This window comes from Aeromonas sp. 604443, from assembly GCF_049170315.1.
Lineage (GTDB): Bacteria > Pseudomonadota > Gammaproteobacteria > Enterobacterales > Aeromonadaceae > Aeromonas > Aeromonas veronii_A.
The window spans coordinates 82,132-107,346 of the sequence record NZ_JAAKMI010000015.1 but is presented as its reverse complement, the minus strand read 5'-3'; the positions used below and the strand labels follow the sequence as shown (position 1 = coordinate 107,346).

General features: G+C 57.7%; 23 protein-coding genes and 2 tRNA genes. 5 read left to right on the top strand and 20 right to left on the bottom strand.

All coding sequences use genetic code 11. The annotated features are described in order from the left end of the window. Positions 1-390 carry a type IV pilin protein gene (locus G5380_RS17785; RefSeq protein ID WP_421209882.1) on the bottom strand — a complete coding sequence of 130 codons (390 nt, stop codon included), beginning with the start codon at positions 388-390 and terminating at the stop codon, positions 1-3. Positions 391-798: 408 nt separating this feature from the next. On the opposite strand from G5380_RS17785, the gene G5380_RS17780 reads away from it, so the two are divergent. After that, complete coding sequence (locus G5380_RS17780; protein ID WP_421352951.1) at positions 799-2,343, top strand: AlkA N-terminal domain-containing protein; 1,545 nt, start codon at positions 799-801, stop codon at positions 2,341-2,343. Further along, positions 2,340-2,813 carry a methylated-DNA--[protein]-cysteine S-methyltransferase gene (locus tag G5380_RS17775; RefSeq protein WP_236271704.1) on the top strand — a complete coding sequence of 158 codons (474 nt, stop codon included), beginning with the start codon at positions 2,340-2,342 and terminating at the stop codon, positions 2,811-2,813. Before G5380_RS17780 ends, G5380_RS17775 begins: the two co-directional genes overlap by 4 nt. Before the next feature lie 66 nt (positions 2,814-2,879). On the opposite strand, the gene G5380_RS17770 is transcribed toward G5380_RS17775, so the two are convergent. The 3 genes from G5380_RS17770 to G5380_RS17760 form a co-directional block, all read right to left on the bottom strand. Further along, a complete protein-coding gene (locus G5380_RS17770) occupies positions 2,880-4,739 on the bottom strand; it encodes a peptidase U32 family protein (protein ID WP_421352948.1) in 1,860 nt (619 codons plus the stop codon). Positions 4,740-4,836: 97 nt separating this feature from the next. Beyond that, positions 4,837-5,445, bottom strand: a complete 609-nt coding sequence (locus G5380_RS17765) for a LysE family translocator (protein ID WP_058057313.1) — start codon at positions 5,443-5,445, stop codon at positions 4,837-4,839. A 127-nt stretch (positions 5,446-5,572) separates the two neighbouring features. After that, entirely contained in the window at positions 5,573-6,514 is a 942-nt protein-coding gene (locus G5380_RS17760; RefSeq protein ID WP_115522808.1) for a LysR family transcriptional regulator, read from the bottom strand. A 225-nt stretch (positions 6,515-6,739) separates the two neighbouring features. Between G5380_RS17760 and G5380_RS17755 the strand changes: the two genes are divergently transcribed. Then, positions 6,740-7,828, top strand: a complete 1,089-nt coding sequence (locus tag G5380_RS17755; RefSeq protein ID WP_216979369.1) for a ketoacyl-ACP synthase III — start codon at positions 6,740-6,742, stop codon at positions 7,826-7,828. Between the two features lie 226 nt (positions 7,829-8,054). Here G5380_RS17755 and pnp read toward each other — a convergent pair whose 3' ends face one another. The 15 genes from pnp to rlmE form a co-directional block, all read right to left on the bottom strand. Next, positions 8,055-10,196, bottom strand: a complete 2,142-nt coding sequence (pnp, locus tag G5380_RS17750; protein ID WP_216951943.1) for a polyribonucleotide nucleotidyltransferase — start codon at positions 10,194-10,196, stop codon at positions 8,055-8,057. Between the two features lie 169 nt (positions 10,197-10,365). Then, complete coding sequence (gene rpsO / locus G5380_RS17745; protein ID WP_216979371.1) at positions 10,366-10,635, bottom strand: 30S ribosomal protein S15; 270 nt, start codon at positions 10,633-10,635, stop codon at positions 10,366-10,368. Positions 10,636-10,781: 146 nt separating this feature from the next. After that, entirely contained in the window at positions 10,782-11,732 is a 951-nt protein-coding gene (truB, locus tag G5380_RS17740; RefSeq protein ID WP_421255676.1) for a tRNA pseudouridine(55) synthase TruB, read from the bottom strand. A 1-nt stretch (position 11,733) separates the two neighbouring features. Continuing rightward, positions 11,734-12,171, bottom strand: coding sequence for a 30S ribosome-binding factor RbfA (gene rbfA / locus G5380_RS17735; RefSeq protein ID WP_005338799.1), 438 nt, complete (start codon positions 12,169-12,171; stop codon positions 11,734-11,736). 55 nt (positions 12,172-12,226) lie between these two features. After that, on the bottom strand, positions 12,227-14,932 hold the full coding sequence (gene infB / locus G5380_RS17730; RefSeq protein WP_421209889.1) for a translation initiation factor IF-2: 2,706 nt from the start codon (positions 14,930-14,932) through the stop codon (positions 12,227-12,229). Between the two features lie 24 nt (positions 14,933-14,956). After that, the gene (gene nusA / locus G5380_RS17725; RefSeq protein ID WP_421209891.1) at positions 14,957-16,456 is read right to left on the bottom strand and encodes a transcription termination factor NusA; all 1,500 of its coding nucleotides are present in this window, start codon (positions 16,454-16,456) and stop codon (positions 14,957-14,959) included. 14 nt (positions 16,457-16,470) lie between these two features. After that, a complete protein-coding gene (gene rimP, locus G5380_RS17720) occupies positions 16,471-16,929 on the bottom strand; it encodes a ribosome maturation factor RimP (RefSeq protein ID WP_005338809.1) in 459 nt (152 codons plus the stop codon). Positions 16,930-17,095: 166 nt separating this feature from the next. Continuing rightward, a tRNA-Met gene (locus tag G5380_RS17715) sits at positions 17,096-17,172 on the bottom strand. 92 nt (positions 17,173-17,264) lie between these two features. Further along, positions 17,265-17,349 (bottom strand) — tRNA-Leu (locus G5380_RS17710). Between the two features lie 7 nt (positions 17,350-17,356). After that, positions 17,357-17,683: a preprotein translocase subunit SecG gene (gene secG / locus G5380_RS17705; protein ID WP_005338811.1), complete on the bottom strand. Its 327-nt coding sequence runs from the start codon at positions 17,681-17,683 to the stop codon at positions 17,357-17,359. Continuing rightward, positions 17,684-18,448, bottom strand: coding sequence for a triose-phosphate isomerase (gene tpiA, locus G5380_RS17700; protein ID WP_421209893.1), 765 nt, complete (start codon positions 18,446-18,448; stop codon positions 17,684-17,686). 131 nt (positions 18,449-18,579) lie between these two features. Beyond that, positions 18,580-19,914, bottom strand: a complete 1,335-nt coding sequence (gene glmM, locus G5380_RS17695) for a phosphoglucosamine mutase (RefSeq protein WP_421209895.1) — start codon at positions 19,912-19,914, stop codon at positions 18,580-18,582. 15 nt (positions 19,915-19,929) lie between these two features. Then, complete coding sequence (gene folP / locus G5380_RS17690; RefSeq protein ID WP_421209897.1) at positions 19,930-20,775, bottom strand: dihydropteroate synthase; 846 nt, start codon at positions 20,773-20,775, stop codon at positions 19,930-19,932. 59 nt (positions 20,776-20,834) lie between these two features. Further along, positions 20,835-22,781 (bottom strand): ATP-dependent zinc metalloprotease FtsH, encoded by a 1,947-nt coding sequence (gene ftsH, locus G5380_RS17685; protein ID WP_323913152.1) that lies wholly within the window; start codon positions 22,779-22,781, stop codon positions 20,835-20,837. A 45-nt stretch (positions 22,782-22,826) separates the two neighbouring features. Further along, the gene (gene rlmE, locus G5380_RS17680; protein ID WP_216951950.1) at positions 22,827-23,456 is read right to left on the bottom strand and encodes a 23S rRNA (uridine(2552)-2'-O)-methyltransferase RlmE; all 630 of its coding nucleotides are present in this window, start codon (positions 23,454-23,456) and stop codon (positions 22,827-22,829) included. 97 nt (positions 23,457-23,553) lie between these two features. Between rlmE and yhbY the strand changes: the two genes are divergently transcribed. Beyond that, entirely contained in the window at positions 23,554-23,850 is a 297-nt protein-coding gene (yhbY, locus tag G5380_RS17675; RefSeq protein ID WP_033114153.1) for a ribosome assembly RNA-binding protein YhbY, read from the top strand. Between the two features lie 103 nt (positions 23,851-23,953). Next, positions 23,954-24,538 carry a PilZ domain-containing protein gene (locus G5380_RS17670; RefSeq protein ID WP_421209899.1) on the top strand — a complete coding sequence of 195 codons (585 nt, stop codon included), beginning with the start codon at positions 23,954-23,956 and terminating at the stop codon, positions 24,536-24,538. Between the two features lie 54 nt (positions 24,539-24,592). Here G5380_RS17670 and greA read toward each other — a convergent pair whose 3' ends face one another. Beyond that, positions 24,593-25,069, bottom strand: coding sequence for a transcription elongation factor GreA (gene greA / locus G5380_RS17665; protein WP_216951952.1), 477 nt, complete (start codon positions 25,067-25,069; stop codon positions 24,593-24,595). Between the last annotated feature and the right edge of the window lie 146 nt (positions 25,070-25,215).

Genomic DNA, 25,215 nt, shown 5'->3' with positions numbered 1-25,215 from the left:
TTATGATCCCCAGCAGTCATGGCGATTGGCCGCGCGATAACCGGTCTGATCTAGGGTCAGAGTGCCGCATTCATCCTGTTGTCGCGTCGTTGGAATGGCTTTGAGCAGATAGTCGCCAGCATCTTGCTGGCTGTAGCTGAACTGGTAGAAATCCGTGTTGGAAGGGGTGGCAAACGTGGCGGGATAACGCCCCTGTTGGGTATAGATACGTTCGAGGGCGAGCACCTGCTCCAGCAATTGCTGCTGTGCTTCGTAACGACGTCCCTGTTGCAGATAACCCTGATACGCTGGCAACGCGATGGCTGCGAGAATGCTGACAACCGTCATGGCGATCAACAACTCGATCAGACTAAACCCCCGGCAATGGGGCCATGCCTTACAGTCGTTCACTTATCATCCTTGGCAAGTGTTGTTATTGGTCGGCCTTGGGCCGCAGATGTGATGACTTAATAATCACCAGAAATTAACTGACTCAATTGAACAACACAAAATCACCGCATTCAATGTAAAAAAGATAATTATGTGATCTTTTATTAATTTATAAGCAGTTTTCGCCGCCACTAATCTCGCTAAGCAAATAAAGCTAGGCCAATCGAGCCTCCGACCCCATCCGTTATGAGCTCTTCTGCCGAGCCTTGCCAAATGGACAACAACGGAGCGAAGAGTGAAACCCAACCGTGCAACGAAAGAGTAAAAAAACTTCGGCCAATTTTTGCTATCCCTGTCCGTTTCTGGCTAGTCATGGCCCCCGAGCCCCCTTACTCTCTTGCCATCTATTCCAGCAACGCCGCCAACACCATGAATGCAAAGCCAAGCCCTGAGTCGTCACCGGATGAGGTGATCAACACCCTCAGCCGCGAACAGTGTCACGCCGCACGGCTCGCCCGCGATGCTCGCTTCGATGGCCGCTTCTTTACCGGCGTGCTCTCGACCGGCATCTACTGCCGGCCTGTCTGCCCAGCACGGCCACCGCACGAGCACAATGTGCGCTACTTCCAAAGCGCCGCGGCCGCCGAGCAGTATGGGCTGCGACCCTGCCTGCGCTGCCGCCCTGAGCTGGCCCCCGCAGCCCGTGGCGATCTGCCGGTTGAACTGGCACGTCTGCTGGCACGCATCGATCGCGGAGAGCTGGCGGAGGGCACGCTCGCCAAACTGGCCACTGAGGCAGGGATCAGCGAACGCACCCTGCGCCGCCAGTTCGAGCAACATCTCGGCGCCTCACCAAAACAGGTGGAGCAGACGCGCCGCCTGCTGCTCGCGAAACGGCTGCTGACTGAAACTGGGCTGCCCATTACCGACATCGCGTTTGCCGCCGGCTTTGCCAGCATCCGCCGCTTCAATGATGCTTGGCTCAACGCCTACGGACTGGCCCCGCGCTCCCTGCGCCAGCAGGAGCAGCACGCTGACGCGCCAGAACACATAAGTGCGGAGCCGCGCGGCGCCCCCCTGACCCTGCAACTGCCCTATCGCCCCCCGTATGACGTAGCGGCCATGCTGGCGTTCTACCGGATGCGGGCAATCCCGGGGCTGGAGCGGGTAGATGGCGAGGTGTATGAGCGGCGCTACCGGGTCGGCGATCGGGTCGCGCTGGTGCGCATCGCGCAGGGCAAGGGGCATAGCCTGCAGCTTACCGTCCATGATCTGCCGCTCGCGGCGCTGCCCGATCTGCTCTATCGAGTGCGCCGGATGTGGGATCTCGATGCCGATATGCAGCGGATCGGTGATCTGCTCGGTCAGGATCCGCTGCTCGCCCGCTTGCAAGCGCGCTGGCCCGGCGTACGGCTGCCGGGTGGCTGGGACGAGTATGAGGTGATGCTGCGCGCCATCGTAGGCCAGCAGGTCTCGGTCAAAGGGGCCATCACCATACTCGGGCGGCTGGTGGCGCGCACCGAGGCGCAATACGGGGTGGCGCAACTACCGACCCCCGCCCAGTTGTGCGAACTCGATCTCGACGGTATCGGCATGCCCGGCAGCCGCATTCGTACCCTGCGCGGCGTGGCACAGGCGCTGGCCAGCGGCGAGCTGACCCTCACGACAGCCAGTGACGAGCAGTTGCTGGCGCTGCCGGGCATAGGCCCGTGGACGGTCTCTTACTGGCGGCTGCGCTGCGGGCTGGATACCGATGCCTTCCCCGCTTCCGATCTGGTGCTGCAAAAGGCACTCGGCGGCGGCACCAAGCTGCCGGTAAAAGAGGGGTTGGCGCAAAGCGCAGCATGGCAGCCGTGGCGCAGCTATGCGGCCAGCTGGCTGTGGCATGCCATGAGTGAAGCGCCCGATTTGCTACTCCGTGCCACTGGCAACGAAAACCAGCCAGATAACCCACAACAGGAGATAACCCCATGATCCGCTACGATATCCTGCCGACCCGCTGCGGCGATCTGCTGGTTGCCATCAATGAATCTGGTCTGGTGCACGTAGACTTTGTGGCGGGCCTGCGGGCACTGCCCGATATGAGTGGCTGGCAGCAAGATCACAGAGCACTGGCTCCCTTCCTCGCCGAATTTGACGCCTATTTTGCCGGTCGCTTGCAGCGCTTCTCCCTGCCCCTTGCCGCCCGCGGCACCGCATTTCAGCAAGCGGTATGGCAAGCATTGTGCGACATCCCCTATGGCGAGACCCGCAGCTACAGCGATATCGCTCGCACCATCGGCAAACCCGATGCGGTGCGGGCAGTGGGCGCGGCGAATGGCCGCAATCCGCTCTCGATCATCGTCCCCTGCCATCGGGTGATCGGCCAAAACGGCAGCCTGACCGGCTATGCGGGGGGATTGGAGATTAAAAAAACGCTGCTGGCGCTGGAGAGGGACAATTAAAGGAGGGTAGGCAGAGAACCTGCGATAAAAATTGCCCCTTTCCGGATGGAGAAAGGGGCTCATTGATCAGCGTTTCAGGCTGCCCATCACATGCATTTCGCAGCGGTTGCAGTCAAAGCGCAGGCGGAAGGTATCTTTACCCATCTTGAGCTCCAGCGGCTCGGCCTTGAGACCGGGCACCTCGTTCGGACAGAGGTTCTGGCTATAGCGGATGCAATGCTTGGTGATCATCAGCACCACTTCCCGCTCCTCCTTGTTCGCCTCATAGGCGGGAGCGATGCGCTCCACCCCGTGCTCGCGGAAGAACTGTTCGGCCACGCTGTTCAGCACGTTGCCAAGGTAGGAGAGGCGGTGCTGGGGATAGTTGATATCCCGCAGGGCGATGCGTCGCTCGGGGCGCTGGTAGCTGGCCACCCGTGCCGCCTCCAGCGCGGCGATGCCGTCCCGGCGCAAACCGTTGAGCTGTGATGCGGCGATAAAGAGCGGGTGAGTGAATGCCAACTCAATCTTGCGCGCCACAAACAGGGTATTGCCGAGCTTGCCAAGTTGATCCCGCGCCTGCTGCAGCGCCCGCTCCGGGTTGTCGGCAGGCTGTTTGTCGCAAGGCAGGGTCACCGTGGCACTAATGCCCTGCTCGTCGGTGAGCGTGAGGATCACGCCCTCATCGCACTCAGCCAGCACCATATCGACCCGGATGCGGCGATCCGCGCTCGCCTTCTCCAGCATCTTGCTGAACGCCTGATCGTGGTTGCGGTAGATTTCGGTCCCCACCTTCAGCCCCGGCATGCGTTCTGACAGGAGTAACTGCTTACCTTCGACTTTGTTGAGGCGCATCCCCACCAGCTCGTTGTTCGGCTTGAAGAAGCCCAGACCGTCACCGTTGTTGAGGGTGACCTGTTTGCCGTCAATCTCGATACCGTCACGGGTCACCTTGGTGACACGCCCGAGCGGTTCACCCACATATTTCGGGCTCTTGGTGGAGTCGATCCCCTGCTGGCGGCCATGGAGGAAGTAGTCTGTGCTGCCGCGGTTGAAACTTTTCTTGGGGTCAGGCGTGAAGCTGTAGCTGCAACGACCCGCCGAGGCGGCGACCAGATCGGAGCGGCTATCCAGAATGGCGTCCAGCTTCTGGCGATACCAGGCGGTAACGTTCTTGACGTAGTCGAGCCCCTTGAGGCGCCCTTCAATCTTGAAGGAGCGGATCCCCGCCTCGATCAAGGCCTCCAGGTTATCGGTCTGATCCATATCCTTGAGGGACAACAGGTGGCTGTCTGCCACCAGCACTTCGCCATCCGGCTTTTGCAGCGAGCAGGGCAGACGGCAGAGCTGGGCACACTCACCACGGTTGGCACTGCGGCCGGTACGGGCATGGCTGATGTTGCACTGGCCACTGTAGGAAACGCAGAGAGCGCCGTGGATAAAAAACTCCAGCTGCACATTGGTCGCCGCACTGATCTCGCGGATCTGCGCAAGAGACAGTTCGCGCGCCAGCACCACCTGAGAGAAACCCACATCCTGCAGAAACTTCACCTTCTCCGGCGTGCGGTTGTCGGTCTGGGTACTGGCATGGAGCGCGATGGGAGGCAAATCCAGCGCCAGCAGCCCCATGTCCTGGACGATGAGCGCATCTGCTCCAGCTTCATAGATTTGGTGGGTCAGCCGCCGCGCCAGCTCCAGCTCGTGATCGTGCAGCAGGGTGTTGAAGGCGACAAAGACTTGGGCGCCGAAGCGATGGGCGTGGCGCGCCAGCGCTTCGATATCTTCGATGGTGTTGCCCGCCGCGCTGCGGGCGCCAAAGGCAGGGCCGCCCATGTAGACGGCATCGGCACCATGGTTGATGGCTTCGATGCCGTAGGCGAGGTTCTTGGCCGGAGCCAGAAGCTCCAACCGGTTGTTGTGGCTTAACGGGTGCTTGTTCTGGTGCATGGTCTCGGGATCAGGGCGGACAGCAAATGGGCGCTACTCTAGCCCATTCACCGCCTGCGTGCCTTGATCCCGCTTAAGGTATCCGCAAAATGCAGGATTAGATAACCACCTTGAGTGCCAGCCCGAGCAGCACCAGGCCGCTCACCTTATCGATCACAAAGGATTTGGCTTTAAGCCACGCCAGCACCGGCCCGCGGGAGAGCACCAGCGCCACCAGCACGTACCAGACGGCATCGATCCCGCCCGCGGTGAGCATCATGATGCCCCCTTCGCTCCAGCCGGTATCGGCCCGCACAAACTGGCTGAACAGGGCGATGAAGAAAACCGCCAGCTGGGGGTTAAGGAAGGCAACCATAAAACCTTCAAAGGCCCCTTGCCGACCGCGCAACTGATGTACCTCTTCATTCCCTTCGTCACTGGCTGGTTTTGCCAGCAGGGCTTTCACCCCGAGCCAGGCAAGAAACGCGGCGCCGCCGTAGCGGATCAGATCAAACAGGATCGGTGTCTGGGTGATCAAAATGGAAAGGCCGAGCGCCGTGACCAGCGCATAGATACCAACCCCGAGGCCGTGGCCAAGCGCAGTAGCGACGCCGTGCCCCTGCCCGCCCTGCACCGTGTTGCGGATGATCAGCGCCAGACTCGGCCCCGGGCTGATGGCCCCCATCACGCAGATTGCGGCCAGTGCCAGCCAACTCGTCAGTTCCATGCTTTTCCTCTTTTGTGCTAGATATGATGACCTGCACTCAGGGTACGGGCTGAGCCATTATGCCAGTAGTGAAAGTTATGAATAGATTCCATAACCCATGGCTATAACGCCACACAACCGACTGCGGCTAACCGCCGAGATCGAGCAGCTTGCGACTCTCGCCAACGGTGCGTTGCAGATGATCCCGCAGGAAGGGGTAGGCCAGCTCGCGAAACCAGCGGTGGGCTGGATCCTGATGGTGGCGCTGATGCCACAGCAGATGATACTGCTGGTCGCGGGTAGCAAAGGGCAGATCGACAAAGGTGAGCTCATGGCCGCAGGAGAGCTGCCAGGCGATATGGGCCGGGGTGGTCATCAGGCAATCGGTGCGCAGCAACACCTCCACTGCCGCCTGAAAGAAGGGAACTCTGGCAAACCAGCGCCGACTCAGTCCCTGCGGCGCCAACACCTGCTCCACCGGGCTGTCCTTGTCGCCTCCCCCGCTCACCTGCAGGTGAGGCCAGGCGAGATAGTCATCGAGACTCAGCGCCTTGCCCGCCAGCGGGTGGTGACGTCCCATCAACACCGCCAGCCGATCTTCCCCCTGATGCAGACCACGGATCTGATCCGGTACCTGCTCGGTGATGGTGGAGACCAGATCCAGCTCGGACTGCCACAACTGCGGCAGCTGACGCTTGTCCCACAGGCTGTACTCCAGCGCCGCCAACGGCGCCTCTTTGGCGAGCGCGGCGCAGATATCTGGCAGAATATGCTGGGCAACATAATCAGAAGAGGCGAGCCGAAATACCCGCTCGCAGCGGCTCGGGTCAAATCCGGGCGCCTCGTAGAGCCGCTCCAGCGCACCGAGAGAATCCGCCAGCTGGGCGGCCAACAGTTCGGCCCGTGGCGTCAGCAGCCAGCGTTGCCCCTCCCGCACCAGCAACTCGTCATCAAACTCGCTGCGCAACTGGGCAAGCTGCTTGCTGATGGAGGGCTGACTCAGGTGCAACAGCTCGGCGGCGCGGCTGATATTGCGGGTCTCCAGCAGCACCTTGAGGGTCGGCAACAAGTTGAGATTGGCTCTGAGCAAGGAGATACCCTCATCGGTGGTGAAACGCCTATCTTAGGGCAGAGGAGTCCCGCGTTTTAAGCAAAATTTCCAGCCATGTTCCGCGCGTTGCAGCCCTTTGCGACCAGATGGCACAGCTGAGCCCCCTGCACATAACCATGACCACAAGATGACAGTGGTTGTCTCGTACGGCATAATTGCACGATTTTCCGCCCGCGGGCGATCCACTTGAGAAGCGGTAACAAGATGAAATACGCCAATATCACCGGCTGGGGCAAATGCCTGCCTCCCTCCGTGCTGACCAACGACGACCTCAGCACCATCATGGATACATCAGACGAGTGGATCTATCCGCGCACCGGCATCAAGGCCCGCCGGATCTCCCATGTCAGCACCTCGGATCTCGCCACCCTGGCCGGTCGCCGCGCACTGGCCTGCGCCGGTCTGGAAGCCAGCGATCTCGATGGCATCATCCTGGCCACCGCCACCCCGGACAACCTGCTGCCAAGTGCCGCCTCTGCGGTGCAAAAGAAGCTGGGCGCCGTCAACGCCGCCGTGTTTGACCTCAACGCGGCCTGCACCGGTTTCGTCTACTCCCTCTCCGTCGCTACCTCGCTGGTGCAGGCTGGCATGATGAAGAAGGTGCTGGTGATTGGCGCCGAGCGCCTCACCTACCTGCTGGACTGGGCACGCCGCGATACCGCCGTACTGTTTGGCGATGGTGCCGGTGCCGTGGTGATAGAGGCAAGCGAGCAGGAGTGTGGCCTGATCGCCAACAAGCTGGGTTGCGACAGCGAAGCGCGGGAGATCCTGCATGTACCGAACTTCGGTACCGACCGGGTGCGTTTTGCCGATATCGATGGCCTGTTCACCTTCAACTTCGAAGGGCCGGAGATCTTCAAACGTGCTGTGCGCGGCATGGGTGAGGCCACCAGCACTGTGCTGGCGCAGGCCGGTATTGCGCCGGAGCAGGTCGACCTGATCGTGCCGCACCAGGCCAATATCCGCATCATCGAGACCCTCGCCAAACGGATGAATGCGCCGATGGAGAAGGTGATGGTCAACATCGAAAACTACGGCAACACCTCCGCCGCTACCGTACCTATCGCCCTGTGCGAAGCGCTGGAGCAGGGGCGCGTCAAGCCGAATTCCTATCTGCTGACTGCCGCCTTCGGTGCCGGCCTGACCTGGGGCGCAGCCATCATCAAGTGGGGCGATCGTGTTACCCCTATCAACAAGTGCGAGGCCGAGTTGCCACCGTGCGACCAGAGCGCACTGGAACTGATTGCTCACGCCGTCGAAGGGTGTCAGAAGGCCCACGCCAACGAGGCCTGATCCTTATCAGGAGCCTGAATCCTCAGGCTCCTTTCTCCCACACCGTTCTCCCTCCCCCTTCGCAACACTTTTCTAACCTGACCTCTTGAGGCTCCGGCAATGCCCACCACATCCTGAGCAGAGAGCCAACTTCGGCGTGATGAGCCTGAGCGCATAAAAAAGTCCGGCGCCCCAAAGGGCGCCGGACTTTTTACTGCAACCGGAGAATCCGGTTCAGGAGGACAGATTACTCTGCGGCAGGCGCTTCGGCAGCAACCGGAGCATCAGCAGCCGGGGCTGCATCAGTCGGAGCGTTCGCTTCCTTGATGGAGAGACGTACGCGGCCCTGACGGTCCACTTCCAGTACCTTCACCTTGACCACGTCACCGATGGTCAGATGGTCAGCCACGTTCTGCACGCGAGCGTCGGTGATCTGGGAGATGTGTACCAGACCATCTTTGCCCGGCAGAATGTTGACGAATGCACCGAAATCGGCCAGACGAACAACTTTACCTTCATAGATGCGGTTCACTTCGATCTCGGCAGTGATGGCCTCGATGCGACGGATCGCTTCCATGGCGGCTTCGTTGGCCACGGCGGAGATACGTACAGTGCCGTCATCATCCAGCTCGATGTTGGTGCCGGTCTCTTCGGTCAGCGCACGGATCACGGAACCACCCTTACCGATCACGTCCTTGATCTTCTCAGGATTGATCTTGATGGTGTGGATACGCGGTGCGAAATCGGAGATCTGGGCACGGGGAGCCTGGATTGCTTCATCCATCACTTTCAGGATGTGCAGACGAGCGCCACGAGCTTGCTTCAGCGCAATCTCCATGATCTCTTTGGTGATGCCTTCGATCTTGATGTCCATCTGCAGCGCGGTCACACCTTCGGTGGTACCGGCTACTTTGAAGTCCATGTCGCCCAGGTGATCTTCGTCACCCAGAATGTCGGACAGCACGACGAAACCTTCTTCTTCCTTCACCAGACCCATGGCGATACCGGCAACGGAGGCCTTGATCGGCACACCGGCATCCATCAGCGCCAGAGAAGAACCACAGACAGACGCCATGGAGGAGGAGCCGTTGGATTCGGTGATTTCAGAGACCACGCGCACCACGTACGGGAACTCGGCGGCGCTCGGCATCACGGCAGCAACGCCGCGCTTGGCCAGACGGCCGTGACCGATTTCACGACGCTTCGGGCTACCCATCATGCCGGTCTCACCGACACAGTATGGCGGGAAGTTGTAGTGCAGCATGAAACGATCGGCACGGTTGCCGGTCAGCTCGTCGATGTTCTGGGCGTCACGCTCGGTACCCAGGGTCGCAACGACCATAGCCTGGGTTTCACCACGAGTGAACAGGGCAGAACCGTGAGCACGGGGCAATACGCCGGTAGCGACAGACAGGGCACGGATCATTTCCGGATCGCGACCGTCGATACGCGGCTCACCACGTACGACACGACCACGAACGATGCGGCTTTCCAGGCTGTGGAACTCTTCGCCAATCTTCTTGGCATCTTCTTCCACGCCTGACGCGATAACTTGCTCAACCACACGGCCCTTGATGGCAGCGATGGTTTCGTAACGAACAGCCTTCTCGGTGATGCGGTAGGCTTCACCCAGCTCGGCGCTCGCCAGCTCGGCAACCTTGGCTTTCAGCGCTTCGTTGACGGCAGGCGGAGTCCAGTCCCACGGCTTGGTGCCGACGGCAGCGGCAAACTCGTTGATCGCATTGATCACGGTCTGCATCTGCTCGTGACCGTATACCACGGCGCCCAGCATCACTTCTTCGGAGAGGATGGCCGCTTCGGACTCAACCATCAGCACGGCATTGGCAGTACCGGCAACCACCAGATCCAGATCGCTCTGCGGCAGTTCGGTAGTGGTCGGGTTCAGCACATACTGACCGTTCATGTAACCCACGCGAGCAGCACCGATCGGGCCGCCAAACGGAATGCCGGAGATGGCCAGCGCAGCAGAGGCGCCGATCATGGCAACGATATCGGGGGAGACTGCCGGATTCACGGACATGACGGTGGCAACCACCTGAACCTCATTGAAGAAGCCTTCCGGGAACAACGGACGAATTGGACGGTCGATCAGACGGGAGATGAGGGTCTCGCCTTCGCTCGGACGGCCTTCACGACGGAAGAAACCACCCGGGATACGACCAGCAGCATAGGTACGCTCCTGGTAGTTGACGGTCAGCGGGAAGAAATCACGGCCGTGATCGGCCTCTTTCTTGCCTACGACGGTCACAAATACACAGGTATCGTCCATGCTGACCATAACGGCCGCAGTGGCTTGACGGGCCATCACACCGGTTTCCAGTGTGACGGTGTGTTGACCGTACTGGAATGACTTAACAATAGGATTCACGTGAATTTCCTTTTTACAATTTGGCTCTTTAAATTCGCGCACAAGTATACTTGATTCGATGCAAAAGGTAAGCGGCGACACAAATTCTGTGAGGATGGCAACAAGCCGCTAAAGAGCAATAAAAAAGGGGAACCCGGAGGTTCCCCTTTTCGCGAAATCTGATGGTCGATTAACGACGCAGACCCAGCTTGGCGATCAGAGCAGCATAACGCTCGGAATCTTTACGCTTCAGGTAGTCCAGCAGCTTACGACGCTGGGAAACCATGCGCAGCAGACCGCGACGACCGTGGTGGTCCTTGGAGTGCTCTTTGAAGTGACCTTGCAGATGGTTGATCTGGGCAGTCAGCAGGGCAACTTGCACTTCGGGGGAACCGGTGTCGTTGGCACCACGAGCGTGCTCGGCAACGATTTGAGCTTTGATCTCAGCATTTAGAGACATGGTATTACTCCAGTAGAGTGTTTAAAGGTTCACAGCCAATCTCTAATTCAGCCGTGAAATGAGGGCGGTATGATAATCGTCCCTGCCCATTTTCGCAACGAGAAAGAAGCGAGAGAGGGAAAGAGCACGCCGATACCGCCTGAGGATCACTCCTCGTCGTGATAACGTACCAGTCGCTTGGGGGCGACGCGGCCATCATCATCAATCTCGCCAACCCCGATGAACTCGCGCTCCGGGCCGACCGTCATACGAACCTGACCGCTGTGCGGCGCACCCGCCACCTGCACGGCCTGGCCCTGATTCACATAGGCAGCCACAACAGCCAGCATGTTCACCTCGGGCAAGCTTGCCACGGCAGTATCCATCGGCAGCAACAGGGGATCCAGCTGCTCGCGCGGCGGGATGCTCTCAGCCTTGGCCTGCTCGAAGATGCACTCGAGTTGCTCCAGAGTCAGCATCCGCTCGTACGGATAGCTGGCCACCTGGGTACGGCGCAACTGGGTCACGTGGGCGCCACAACCCAGCACTTCACCCAGATCATCCACCAGAGAGCGGATATAGGTGCCCTTGCTGCAGTGCACTTCAAGGCGCACTTCATCACCTTCAAAGCTCAGCAGTTTGAGCTCGAATACGGTGATGGGACGGGCTTCACGCTCAATCTCGATACCTTCGCGGGCATATTCGTAGAGCGGACGGCCGTTGTGCTTGAGCGCGGAATACATGGACGGCACCTGCATGATGGGGCCGCGGAACTGGTCCAGCGCCTCAATCAGGGTACCGACAGCCACGTTCACCGGACGGGTGGAGACCACCTCACCATCGGAGTCGCTGGTGTTGGTGCGCTCGCCCAGTTTGGCGGTCACCTCATAGCGCTTGTCCGCTTCCAGCAGATACTGGGAGAACTTGGTGGCCTCACCGAGGCAGATCGGCAGCATACCGGTCGCCAGCGGATCCAGTGCGCCGGTGTGACCGGCCTTGGCTGCGTTGTAGATGCGCTTGACCTTCTGCAACACATCGTTGGAGGTCAGACCGGTCGGCTTGTCCAGCAGCAGAATGCCGTGCACATCACGGCCCTTGAAACGACGTCTTCGAGACATCTCAGGCTTTATCCTCAGTTGTGTCATCCGGTGCGGATTCAGCTTCTTCGTCACGGCCGGATTCGGCCATGCGACGCTTGTCTTCGCGCACAGTGTTGGTCACCAGGTTGGAGAGACGCATCCCCTCGACCAGGGTCTGGTCGTAGTAGAAACGCAGCTCGGGCACCACGCGCAGACGCATGGCACTGCCCAGCAGACTACGGATATATCCGGCTGCTTCGGTCAGACCCTGCAAGCCTTCCTTGATGCGCTCGGCATCATTTTCCAGCTGCAAGAAGGTGACGTAAATTTTGGCATAGTTGAGGTCACGGGACACTTCCACATCGGAAACGGTCACCATGCCGATGCGCGGGTCTTTCACCTCGCGCTGCAGGATCAGCGCGATTTCACGCTGGATCTGCTGTCCGACCCGACGGGTCCGGCTGAATTCTCTGGCCATATTCTATCCTGCGATAAAAGGGGGCCGCGGCCCCCTATTTTGTCTAACTCTCGGCTTACAGAGTCCGTTGGATTTCAACAGTCTCGTAAACTTCGATCTGGTCGCCTTCGCGCACGTCGTTGTAGTTCTTGACCGCGATACCACACTCGTAGCCGTTGCGAACTTCGTTGACGTCATCCTTGAAGCGGCGCAGGGATTCCAGCTCGCCTTCATAGATAACCACGTTGTCACGCAGAACGCGGATACGGTTGGAACGCTTGACCACACCTTCGGTAACCATACAGCCGGCAACGGCGCCGAACTTCGGAGACTTGAAGACGCTACGCACTTCAGCCAGACCGATGATTTCCTGACGATACTCTGGGGCCAGCTTGCCGCTCATGGCCTGCTTCACTTCGTCGATCAGGTCATAGATGACGGAGTAGTAACGCAGATCCAGGCTCTCGGATTCGATAACCTTGCGCGCAGACGCGTCGGCACGGACGTTGAAACCAACCAGGATGGCGCTGGAAGCGGCAGCCAGGGTCGCGTCGGTTTCGGTGATACCACCTACGCCGGAACCCACGATCTTCACCTTCACTTCGTCGGTGGAGAGTTTGACCAGCGCATCGCAGATCGCTTCCACAGAACCTTGTACGTCGGCCTTGATCACCACGTTCACTTCGGACACTTCGCCCTCGGTCATGTTAGCGAACATGTTTTCCAGCTTGGCCTTCTGCTGGCGAGCCAGCTTGACTTCGCGGAACTTGCCTTGACGGTAGAGCGCCACTTCACGGGCTTTCTTCTCGTCACGGACAACGGTGGCTTCGTCACCGGCAGAGGGAACGCCGGACAGACCCAGGATTTCCACCGGCAGGGACGGACCCGCTTCCTTGATCTCGCGACCCAGTTCGTCACGCATGGCGCGAACACGGCCGTACTCGAGACCACACAGAACGATGTCGCCCTGACGCAGAGTACCCTCTTGTACCAGTACGGTAGCAACCGGACCACGACCTTTATCCAGGAAGGATTCGATCACGACGCCGTTGGCCATACCGTCAACCACCGCTTTCAGCTCCAGTACTTCAGCCTGGATCAGGATGGCTTCCAGCAGATCGTCGATACCCTGACCGGACTTGGCAGATACGTGCACGAACTGGCAGTCTCCACCCCAATCCTCGGACATGACGTTGTAACGAGCCAACTCGGTCTTGACGCGATCCGGATCCGCTTCCGGCTTGTCGATCTTGTTGACTGCCACAACCAGCGGCACACCGGCAGCCTTGGCGTGCTGGATAGCTTCGATGGTTTGCGGCATCACGCCGTCGTCAGCAGCAACGACCAGAACAACGATGTCGGTCGCCTTGGCACCACGAGCACGCATGGAGGTAAACGCCGCGTGACCCGGAGTATCCAGGAAGGTGATCATGCCGCTATCAGTCTGAACGTGGTAAGCACCGATATGCTGGGTAATACCACCGGCCTCGCCAGCAGCAACCTTGGCTTTACGAATGTAGTCCAGCAGCGAGGTCTTGCCGTGGTCAACGTGACCCATGATGGTCACGACCGGTGCACGGGGCTTGGCTTCGGAGGTCTCGTCACGATCGGACAGTACCGCCTCTTCCAGCTCGTTCTCGCGACGCAGCACAACCTTGTGACCCATCTCCTCGGCGACCAGCTGAGCGGTCTCCTGGTCAATCACCTGGTTGATGGTGGCCATGGCACCCATCTTCATCATCGCCTTGATGACTTCAACTCCCTTGACGGCCATCTTGTTGGCCAGCTCGGCCACTGTGATGGTCTCGCCGATGACAACGTCGCGGTTCACCACGGCAGCCGGCTTGTTGAAGCCATGCTTCATGGCGTTCGGGGTAGCGACCTTGCCACGTTTGCCTTTACGGGCACGCGGATCACGGGAGTTGCGATCATTGCGATCATCATCGCGACGACCCGCCTTTTTCGGGGCCTTGACAGCGGCGGCGGCAGTACGGCGGCTGGTCTCTTCTTTGCGATCCAGCTCGTCTTCTGCAGCTTGCGCATGCTTGTTGGTAGTCAGGTGATAATCGCTGCTCTCTTTTGCACGAGCGGCTTCTTCTTCAGCCCAGCGGGCTGCGTTCTGTTCCGCCATGATGCGAGCCTCTTCGGCTTTCTTCGCGGCGAGTTCTTCAGCTTTTTTCAAAGCTGTCTGTTCCTGTTGGCGCTTCAGTTCTTCTGCTTCGCGCTTGGCCATCTTTTCTGCCTCTTGCTGAGCTGTGCTACTGGCTGCTTTGGCGGGCTGTGAAGCCTGTCGAGCCTTTTGTTGTGCCTCGATCCGCGCCTTTTCCTCAGCTTCACGACGAGCCTGCTCAGCCTCACGGCGAGCCTTCTCTTCAGCGTCGAGGCGAGCCTTCTCTTCGGCTTCGCGACGAGCTTTTTCTTCTGCTTCCAAACGCGCTTTTTCCTCGGCTTCCGCCTGACGCTGTTCTTCTTCCAGCGCCGAGCGTCTTACATAGGTGCGAGATTTGCGAACTTCCACCTGCACTTCTTTGTTCTTGCCGCCGGTTCCCTGAACACTGATGGTGCTCTTGGTCTTGCGCTGCAAGGTCATGCGGGCAGGAGCGGCGACCTCGTCACCTCCATGCTGTTTCTTCAGGTGTGCCAGCAGAGTCTGCTTTTCAGACTCGCTGACCATGTCGTCGGCCTTGCTCTTGCTGATACCGGCATCGACAAACTGCTGGAGAAGACGATCAACCGGTGTGTCGATGTCAGTGGCAAGTTGTTTGACTGATACTTCTGCCATTCATTTTCCTCCGTTTGATCTTACTTAAGACTGCTCTTCTCCGAACCAACAGATATTGCGAGCAGCCATAATGAGCTCACCCGCCTTCTCGGCAGTCAGCCCTTCAATACCAGCAAGGTCATCAATACCTTGCTCAGCCAAATCTTCCAGGGTGCCCACGCCGCGGCCCGCCAAAGCGTATGCCAGTTCACGACTCAGACCGTTCAGATTGAGCAGCTCTTCGGACGGCTCGACGCCATCGAAAGACTCTTCTTTGGCCAGTGCCTTGGTAGTCAGGGCATCTTTGGCGCGCTTGCGCAGCTCTTCGACCATGTCTTCATCCAGACCGTCGATAGCCAGCAACTCGTTGACCGGTACGAAGGCGATCTCTTCCAGGGTCGAGAAGCCCTCTTCCATCAGCAGACCGGCGAAATCGTCATCGATATCCAGGGTGCTGGTGAACAGGTTCATGATGCGGTCGTTCTCGGCCTGGTGCTTGGCACGCATGTCCTCAACGGTCATCACGTTCAGCTCCCAACCGGTCAGCTGGGAGGCCAGACGCACGTTCTGACCATTGCGACCGATGGCCTGGGCCAGGTTGGCAGCTTCCACGGCGATATCCATGGTGTGGTTGTCTTCATCAACGATGATGGAGGCCACATCGGCAGGTGCCATGGCATTGATCACGTACTGGGCCGGGTTGTCATCGTACAGCACGATGTCTGCACGCTCACCGCTCAGCTCGGCGGAGACAGCTTGCACACGGGCACCACGCATACCTATACAGGCACCGATCGGGTCGATACGACGATCGTTGGTCTTCACCGCGATCTTGGCGCGGGAACCCGGATCACGGGCAGCGCCCATGATTTCGATCATCTCTTCACCGATCTCCGGTACTTCGATACGGAACAGCTCTTTCAGGAAGTCCGGGCTGGAACGGCTGACAAACAGCTGGGAACCACGGGCTTCCGGACGCACTGCATAGAGCAGGCCACGGACACGGTCACCCGGGCGGAAGGTTTCACGCGGCAGCATGTCATCACGGAAGATCACGGCTTCAGCATTGCTGCCCAGATCCAGGATGACGTTGTCGCGGTTGCTCTTCTTGACCACACCACTGATGATGGTGCCTTCTTTATCTTTAAACTGATCAACTACTTGTGAACGCTCGGCTTCGCGCACTTTCTGCACGATAACCTGCTTGGCGGTCTGGGTAGTGATACGGTCGAAGGTCACAGAATCGATCTGGTCTTCAACATACTCACCGATCTGGATATCCGGCTGATCAATTTGTGCCGCTTCCAGGGTGATTTCAGCATAGGGGTTCTCCATCGCGGCTTGATCCGCAATGACTACCCAGCGGCGATAAGTGTCGTAGTCACCGGTCTTGCGATCGATTTCAACCCGAACTTCAATCTCGCCTTCATATTTCTTCTTGGTCGCAGTCGCCAGCGCGGTTTCCAGAGCCTGGAAGATCTTCTCGCGGGGTACCGCTTTCTCGTTGGATACTGCGTCAACGACCAGCAAAATCTCTTTATTCATATCCGATAGCCTCGTTAACCAAAGTTCGGCACTATGTTCGCTTTTTGGATATTAGTGAAAGCCAACACGTCGTCCTTACCATCTACTGTCAGGGTGATCATGTCGCCTTGCACAGCTTTGATTACGCCTTTGAACTTGCGGCGGTTGTTTGTTGCCATCCGAAGCGTTACCGCCGCCTCTTGGCCAACGTATTTTTCGAAATGGGCAACCTTGAACAGGGGACGATCCAGGCCTGGGGAGGATACCTCGAGGTAGTACTCCTCGGTGATGGGATCTTCGACGTCCATGATGGCGCCAACCTGATGGCTGACCTCAGCACAGTTCTCGACAGTCACACCCTGCTCGCCGTCAATATAGACACGCAAGGTGGAGTGTTTACCCGCGCGGATAAACTCAATACCCCAAAGTTCAAAACCCAAGGCAACGACCGGAGCCTCGAGCAGATCGGTCAAACGTTGTTCCAACGTAGCCAAAGTCACCCTCCGAAAAACAAAAAAAGGGCATAAAGCCCAGATAGATATCGATTCAGAGTAAATTGCACATAACAAAAAGCCCCGATGTCAAATCGGGGCTTGGCGCTTTACCCTGATTGTCGCCTCGCAGCGACCGCCTTCCTGAGCGTAGGAAATGCGTGAAATTTGGTTGCGGGGGCCGGATTTGAACCGACGACCTTCGGGTTATGAGCCCGACGAGCTACCATGCTGCTCCACCCCGCGTCCGAAATCGTGCGAGATTATAGCCACTTCACTCTCTCGATACAAGACTGACTGGCTATAATACACCCGGTTTCCCGAGCTCACTGCTTAATTGGTGCCGTGGGCGGGACTCGAACCCGCACACCCTAGAGCACTACCCCCTCAAGATAGCGTGTCTACCAATTCCACCACCACGGCAAAACTCTTACTCGGGAACGTCAGTATCTTTCTTCACTGGCGCTTTGGTCTGCTCAACCTGTTGTGTTTGTTGCAGATTTTCCCACTCACTACCCTGCTTGACCTTGTTGCTGGACATAGATCCAAGCACTAGGCTGATAACGAAAAACAGAGTAGCCAAAATTGCTGTTGTTCGGGTCAGGAAACTGCCTGAACCACCGGAGCCGAATACTGTGTTCGATGCCCCTGCGCCGAAGGAGGCGCCCATATCAGCCCCTTTACCTTGCTGAATCATCACCAGACCAATCAGAGCCAGTGAAACCAGCAGATAAACGACTAAAAGAATCTCGTACATTTAACTTGCACCCTTTGCCGCTTCAACAATTCCTAAAAACGCATCGCTATCGAGGCTTGCTCCGCCAATCAGTCCGCCATCAATGTCGGGCTGTGCAAACAAATCTCTCGCGTTGCTCGGCGTTACGCTCCCACCATAGATGATTCTAACTTTCTCACCTATTACCGGAGTATCCTCCGCCAAGCGACCACGTATAAAGGAATGAACCTCTTGTGCCTGCTCGGGTGTGGCGCATTTACCTGTACCTACAGCCCAAATCGGCTCGTAGGCGATGATAGCATTATCGAAAGCCATCGCGCCATTTTTCTCTATGACGATATCCAGCTCTTCAGCGATCACCTCGAAGGCTCTTCTCGCCTGCCTCGCCGCACCTGATTCACCTAAACAGAGGATGGGAATCAAGCCTGCCGCTCTGGCTGCCGCAAACTTTTCTGCGACTATAAAACTGGTCTCACCAAAGAGACGCCTGCGCTCGGAGTGCCCTACCAATACGTAACGACACCCTGCCTCAACCAGCATCTGACACGAGATTTCTCCGGTGTAAGCGCCAGTAGCGTGCTGACTCACATTCTGAGCCCCCAACTTTATTACCTTCTGCTCATTGAGCAGTGAAGCGCAAAAGTCGAGATGCACATGGGAAGGACAGAGAACCACATCTACTTTTCCGTCAACGCCGCTCAGGCACTGACTCGTAAACTGCTCTAACTGCGACCTACTACCGTGCAACTTCCAGTTGGCTGCTACAAACGGCTTGCGATGTCCCATCGGCAACTCCCTTGCGAAAGCGGGGCTGATAATATCCAGTGGATGCTCAGCTGACAAGTGCTATTTTTAAATTTTTGAATCGTTTGAACAAGATACAACCAGGACGGCTAAAAAGCCGCCCTGGTTGTTCATTAAAACGCCGACTCAACCTGCTTGGCGATGCGCTGAGCCATGTCACGCACCTGCTGTTCATGCTCCCCTTCGACCATGACCCGGATCAGCGGTTCGGTACCTGATTTACGCAACAGTACGCGACCACGACCAGCCAGCTCCTGTTCCACCTTGGCAACCTCAGCCATGACAGCATCAGCGGCCAGCGGATCCTTGCCTTCGGCAAAACGAACATTCACCAGCACCTGCGGGAACTTGCTCATGCCGGAGCGCAGCTTGGCCAGCGGCATCTCGGCACTGCGCATGGCGGTAAGCACCTGCAAGGCGGCTACGATGCCATCACCCGTAGTGGTCTGATCCAGACAGATTATGTGGCCGGAGTTCTCGCCACCGATGCGCCAGCCCTTCTCTTCCATCATCTCCAGCACATAGCGGTCACCCACCTTGGCACGGGCAAAAGGAATACCCAGGGTTTGCAGCGCCAGCTCCAGACCCATGTTGGCCATCAGGGTGCCGACGACACCGCCTTTGAGGCGACCATTGCGCAGGGCATCGCGCGCGATGATATAGAGCACTTCATCACCGTCGATTAGATAGCCGGTATGGTCAACCATGATCAGACGGTCGCCGTCACCATCAAAGGCAACCCCCAGATCGGCCTTGTACTCCAGTACCTTGGCAACCAGAGCGTCAGGCGCAGTCGAACCGACACCATCGTTGATGTTGAGACCATCCGGGGAACAGCCCATGGTTATCACTTCAGCGCCCAGCTCGCGGAAAACCGAAGGCGCAATGTGATAAGTCGCCCCGTGGCCACAGTCGACCACCATTTTCACCCCATCCAGATTCATGTGGGAGGGGAAGGTGCTCTTGCAGAATTCGATATAGCGACCGGCTGCATCATCAATGCGGACCGCTTTGCCAAGTTCGGCCGACTCGACACACTTGAGCTCGTGATCCAGCTCGGCTTCGATAGCCAGCTCGACATCATCGGGCAGTTTGGTGCCATCGGCGGAGAAGAACTTGATGCCGTTGTCATAGAAGGGATTGTGGGAAGCGCTGATGACGATACCAGCTTCGGCACGGAAAGTGCGAGTCAGGTAGGCAACCGCCGGCGTGGGCATGGGCCCCATCAGAATGGCTTTAAGGCCTGCCGCGGAGAGCCCCGCTTCCAGCGCGGATTCCAGCATGTAACCGGAGATGCGGGTATCTTTGCCAATCAGCACCTTTTTGGTGCCCTTCTTGGAGAGCACCTTGCCGGCAGCCCAACCCAATTTCATTACAAAATCAGGGGTGATCGGGTATTCGCCAACCTTGCCGCGCACACCATCGGTACCGAAATACTTTCTTGCCATTGTCTGTTCTCTTTATTATCTGGAAATAAAATCTTGTCCCGTCATTGCCAGCCAACCGACGCGCAATGCGTCCATGGTCTCCCGTACATCGTGTACCCTGATGATGCGAGCCCCATGCTGCATACCGATAAGGGCGCATGCCAGACTGCCCGCCAGACGCTCATCCACCGGACGGCCCAGCAAGTTGCCTATCATAGACTTTCGCGACATCCCCACCAATAGCGGCAGGTCATAATCAAGTAGTTCCTTTTGAGCCGCCAACAACCGATAGTTGTGTGCAAGGGTCTTGCCAAAGCCATATCCCGGATCCAGCAACAGCTCTTCACGACGGATCCCGACCGCCAGACAAGCCGCAATACGCTCATCAAAGAAGGCGCGTACCTCCCCGATCAGGTCGTCATAGTGCGGCTCGACCTGCATCGTTCGCGGCTGCCCCTGCATATGCATCAGACAGACCGGAACCCGCGCTTCGGCCGCGGCTTGCAGTGCTCCAGGTTCTTGCAGTGCCCGCACATCGTTGATCAGATGGGCTCCCGCCTTGCAACCCTCCCGCATCACAGCCGCTTTGGAGGTATCGAGAGAGATCATCACATCCAGCTCACGGGCCATCTGCTCCACGACAGGAATGACCCTGTCCAGCTCCTCCTGCTCGCTCACATCGGGCGCACCAGGGCGGGTTGACTCGCCACCGATGTCAATGAGGGTCGCACCGTCAGAGACCATCTGGCGCGCATGAGCCATTGCCCGTTCAAACTGGTTGAAATTACCGCCATCGGAGAAGGAGTCGGGCGTCACATTGAGGATCCCCATCACATGGGGACGATCGAGAGAGAGGCTAAGCCCCTTGCTGGTTAACTGCATTTTCACGTCCATCTGATAAAGAAAAACCCCGGGCAAGCCCGGGGTTTGGAGAGTCACGATTATTTGGCCGGAGCGTCGTTGGCTTTGTCGATAGTGACATCCGCCACCGGTGCAGCCTCATCGGCAGGCTTGGCCTCGGCAGCCACGGTGGAACCGCCTTGCGGGGTATCACCGTGCTCGTCATGCCAGTTGCTCGGAGCACGAACCTCGCGACGCGCCATCAGATCATCGATCTGTTTGGCGTCGATGGTTTCATACTTCATCAACGCATCTTTCATGCTGTGCAGTACATCCATGTTATCCAGCAGGATCTGCTTGGCGCGGTCGTAGTTGCGATCAATGACCTGCTTCACCTCAGCATCGATGATGCGCGCAGTGTCGTCGGACATGTGCTTGGCCTTGGCCATGCTGCGACCGAGGAACACCTCGCCATCTTCTTCCGCATAAAGCATCGGGCCGAGACGCTCGGACATACCCCACTGGGTCACCATCTTGCGTGCAATCTCGGTGGCTCGCTCGATGTCGTTGGACGCGCCGGTCGAGACCTTCTCGGCACCGTAGATCAACTCTTCCGCCAGACGACCGCCATACAGGCTGGAGATCATCGACTCCAGATGCTGCTTGGAGTGGCTCCAGCGATCCTGCTCAGGCAGGTACATGGTCACACCCAGCGCACGGCCACGCGGAATAATGGAGACCTTGTAAACGGGATCATGATCCGGAACCACGCGACCGATAATGGCGTGACCGGCTTCATGATACGCAGTCATCTCCTTCTCGGACTCTTTCATCACCATGGAGCGACGTTCCGCACCCATCATGATCTTGTCCTTGGCCTTTTCGAACTCAGCCATGGAGACTACTCGGCGACTTTCGCGAGCAGAGAAGAGGGCAGCTTCGTTGACCAGGTTGGCCAAATCCGCACCGGAGAAACCGGGTGTACCACGGGCAATCAGCGCCGGATTGACGTCATCCGCCAACGGAACTTTGCGCATGTGCACTTTCAGGATCTGCTCGCGACCACGGACATCCGGCAGACCGACCACAACCTGACGGTCGAAACGGCCCGGACGCAGTAGTGCCGGATCCAGTACGTCAGGACGGTTGGTGGCAGCGATGACGATGATGCCTTCATTGCCTTCAAAGCCATCCATCTCGACCAGCATCTGGTTAAGGGTCTGCTCACGCTCATCGTGACCACCGCCCAGACCGGCGCCACGCTGGCGACCGACCGCATCAATTTCATCGATGAAGATGATGCAGGGGGAGGATTTCTTGGCCTGCTCGAACATGTCACGTACCCGGGAGGCACCGACACCCACGAACATCTCCACGAAATCAGAACCCGAGATGGTGAAGAAGGGCACCTTGGCCTCACCCGCAATGGCCTTGGCCAGCAGGGTTTTACCGGTACCGGGAGGACCTACCAGCAGTACGCCAGTCGGGATCTTGCCACCCAGTTTCTGGAATTTGCTCGGGTCGCGCAGATAGTCGACCAGCTCCTTCACCTCTTCCTTGGCTTCATCGCAACCAGCTACATCGGCAAAGGTAGTCTTGATCTGATCTTCACTCATCAGGCGAGCCTTGCTCTTGCCAAACGACATGGCGCCTTTGCCACCGCCGCCCTGCATCTGACGCATGAAGAAGACCCAGACACCGATCAGCAGCAACATCGGGAACCAGGAGATGAAGATAGAGGTCAGCAAAGACGGCTCTTCCGGCTTCTCGCCCATCACCTTGACGTTGTGATTGAGCATATCGTTGAGCAGCTGGGGATCCGGCGCCGGGATGATGGTGGTGAATCGTTCACCAGTACGCTTGACGCCATTAATGACCTTACCGTCCATCCGCACTTCACGGATCTGATCTTGGGTCACCTCTTTAACGAAGCTGGAATAGTCCAGCTGGCGACTGGTGGTATCGCTGGGGCTGAAGCTATTGAACACCGACATCAATACGACGGCGATGACCAGCCACAGGATTAAGTTTTTCGCCATGTCACTCAAATCAGTAACCTCGCAGACTGACAGTTAACGATGAAGGTTAGGGTACTACAGTTTAAAACCGGTAGCCACAATGTAGACTTCCCGTGATCTGGCGCGGGATGAGTCTGGTTTACGAATTTTAACGGCGGAGAAAAGTTTCCGAATTTCATTCAGATAGGCATCAAAGCCCTCCCCCTGAAACACCTTCACCACAAAACTGCCGTCACTGCGCAATACCTGATGACACATGTCCAGAGCCAACTCGACCAGATACATGGCACGAGCCTGATCCACCTGCTGGGTGCCGCTCATGTTGGGGGCCATGTCGGACATCACGACATCGACCTTGTCGGGTCCGACTCGCTCCAGCAAGGCACCGAGTACAGTTTCCTCCCGAAAGTCCCCCTGCAGGAAATCGACACCGGCAATGGGATCCATAGGCAGAATATCGCAGGCGATGACCCGACCCGATTCGCCAACCTGCTCGACCGCGAATTGGGACCAGCCGCCGGGGGCAGCCCCCAAATCCACTACCGTCATGCCATTTTTCAACAGGCGGTCTTTGCCCTGGATCTCGTCGATCTTGAAAACAGCACGGGAACGCAGCCCCAATTTCTGGGCTTTTTTGACGTATTGATCGTCGAAATGTTCTTTTAACCAGCGGGTGGAGCTGGCGGAACGTTTTTTCTGGGTCATGATAATCGGCTTTAAAAAACCACAAGGGTTATTAGTATTAAGGGCTAAGTGGGGGTAGAATACGCCCCTTTCAACCCTGACTTATGAAGAAATTGCGATGATTCTCAACAATAAACAGAAACAGTACCTCAAGGGCCTTGCCCACAGCCTCAAGCCTGTCGTCCTGCTGGGTCAGCACGGTCTGACCGAAGGTGTACTGGCGGAGATCGATCTGGCGCTGAACCATCACGAGCTGATCAAGGTTAAGGTTGCCTCTGAAGATCGCGAGATGAAACAACTGGTTATGGATGCCATCGTCCGTGAAACAGGCTCTGTAAAAGTACAGAGCATGGGTCATGTGCTGACCATCTATCGTCAGGCCAACGAACCCAAAATCCAGCTGCCTCGCAAGTAAAAGGAAAGAGCATTGCTCTTTCCTTATTTCACTTCTTCCCGAGTCGCTTGCCACAGTAGTCGCCAAGCCCTTAACCTGCGATGAATAGTTTCGGACACGTGCCATGGCTCACCATCCTATTCTGACCGACGATGAACTGACCATGTTGCGGGAGCTGGGATGCACGGAGGCGACCCACCTTCTGAGCGGACATCTCGACAACCCCATGCTTGGCTTGCTGCAAAAAGCCGAACAGCTGGTATTGGAAGCCCGCTATGCAGGCCATCAGTTGCGATTCCCCCTCACCTTTATCCAGAGAGAAGATGGCTTTGTCGAGCCTCGGCTCGCTGCGCCAGTGATCCGGGAGCTGGGGTTTGCCCAGCCAAGAGCTTGGAGACTTGCCCAGAAAGCGACACTGCAAACAGCTCATGGAGTACTCCAAGTGCTGAGCCTTTCGCTCAATGGCCTCATCGTGGAAGATCTGCCCACAGATATGATGGCGGATACTACCTTGCAGGGAACTCTGCAGATCGCCACAGAGGCGCCATTTCCCTTGCAGGCCAGGCTGGTGAGACGGGTCAAATCTAATGCAGACCGTGCAACCTGGGCACTCAGTTTCCAGATGAGCGAGGCAAACATAGAGCGACTTCGTCACTGGCTGTTTCAGCGCCATCAGGACACCTTCAACGACGCTTACCAACCAGCCTGAAGCGCAACAAACAGGGGAGCAAGTGCTCCCCCGTCTCATCCCGCATTAACTACATCAGATGTAGGCAACGTCCAGGATTTCGTACTCCACATCACCTGCGGGCGTCTTAACGAGCGCCACATCGTCCACTTCCTTGCCAATCAGAGCGCGGGCAATCGGAGAGTTGACAGAGATAAGGTTCTGCTTGATGTCAGCCTCATCGTCACCCACGATGCGGTAGATAACCTCTTCCTCTGTTTCGCTCTTGAGCAGGGTCACGGTGGCACCAAAGATGATGCGACCATTGTTGGTCATCTTGGTGACATCGATCACCTGGGCATTGGAGAGCTTGGCTTCAATTTCCTGAATGCGGCCTTCACAGAACCCCTGCTGCTCACGGGCGGCATGGTATTCGGCATTCTCTTTCAGATCACCGTGCTCACGGGCTTCAGCAATCGCTTCGATAATCTGGGGACGAAGCTCGGTCTTGAGATATTCGAGCTCTTCGCGCAGCTTCTCAGCGCCGCGAACAGTCATCGGAGTATGATTCATAGTCGAAACCTGGGTTGCTTGAAAATAGAAGCTGCGGCTATCTGTCAGGACGCCGCAGCACTCGGTTCGGATGGCGCATCTTAATATGAAGCCAACACAAAATCCATGTCGGCCCCCTGATGCAGATCCCGCTTTATCTGTTGCTC

Bases quoted from the DNA above. Each gene is read 5' to 3' on its own strand.
- G5380_RS17780 (WP_421352951.1), top strand. From the start codon at position 799: ATGAATGCAAAGCCAAGCCCTGAGTCGTCACCGGATGAGGTGATCAAC.
- G5380_RS17775 (WP_236271704.1), top strand. From the start codon at position 2,340: ATGATCCGCTACGATATCCTGCCGACCCGCTGCGGCGATCTGCTGGTT.
- G5380_RS17770 (WP_421352948.1), bottom strand. From the start codon at position 4,739: ATGCACCAGAACAAGCACCCGTTAAGCCACAACAACCGGTTGGAGCTT.
- G5380_RS17765 (WP_058057313.1), bottom strand. From the start codon at position 5,445: ATGGAACTGACGAGTTGGCTGGCACTGGCCGCAATCTGCGTGATGGGG.
- G5380_RS17755 (WP_216979369.1), top strand. From the start codon at position 6,740: ATGAAATACGCCAATATCACCGGCTGGGGCAAATGCCTGCCTCCCTCC.
- rpsO (WP_216979371.1), bottom strand. From the start codon at position 10,635: ATGTCTCTAAATGCTGAGATCAAAGCTCAAATCGTTGCCGAGCACGCT.
- truB (WP_421255676.1), bottom strand. From the start codon at position 11,732: ATGTCTCGAAGACGTCGTTTCAAGGGCCGTGATGTGCACGGCATTCTG.
- rbfA (WP_005338799.1), bottom strand. From the start codon at position 12,171: ATGGCCAGAGAATTCAGCCGGACCCGTCGGGTCGGACAGCAGATCCAG.
- infB (WP_421209889.1), bottom strand. From the start codon at position 14,932: ATGGCAGAAGTATCAGTCAAACAACTTGCCACTGACATCGACACACCG.
- nusA (WP_421209891.1), bottom strand. From the start codon at position 16,456: ATGAATAAAGAGATTTTGCTGGTCGTTGACGCAGTATCCAACGAGAAA.
- secG (WP_005338811.1), bottom strand. From the start codon at position 17,683: ATGTACGAGATTCTTTTAGTCGTTTATCTGCTGGTTTCACTGGCTCTG.
- tpiA (WP_421209893.1), bottom strand. From the start codon at position 18,448: ATGGGACATCGCAAGCCGTTTGTAGCAGCCAACTGGAAGTTGCACGGT.
- glmM (WP_421209895.1), bottom strand. From the start codon at position 19,914: ATGGCAAGAAAGTATTTCGGTACCGATGGTGTGCGCGGCAAGGTTGGC.
- folP (WP_421209897.1), bottom strand. From the start codon at position 20,775: ATGCAGTTAACCAGCAAGGGGCTTAGCCTCTCTCTCGATCGTCCCCAT.
- rlmE (WP_216951950.1), bottom strand. From the start codon at position 23,456: ATGACCCAGAAAAAACGTTCCGCCAGCTCCACCCGCTGGTTAAAAGAA.
- yhbY (WP_033114153.1), top strand. From the start codon at position 23,554: ATGATTCTCAACAATAAACAGAAACAGTACCTCAAGGGCCTTGCCCAC.
- G5380_RS17670 (WP_421209899.1), top strand. From the start codon at position 23,954: ATGGCTCACCATCCTATTCTGACCGACGATGAACTGACCATGTTGCGG.
- greA (WP_216951952.1), bottom strand. From the start codon at position 25,069: ATGAATCATACTCCGATGACTGTTCGCGGCGCTGAGAAGCTGCGCGAA.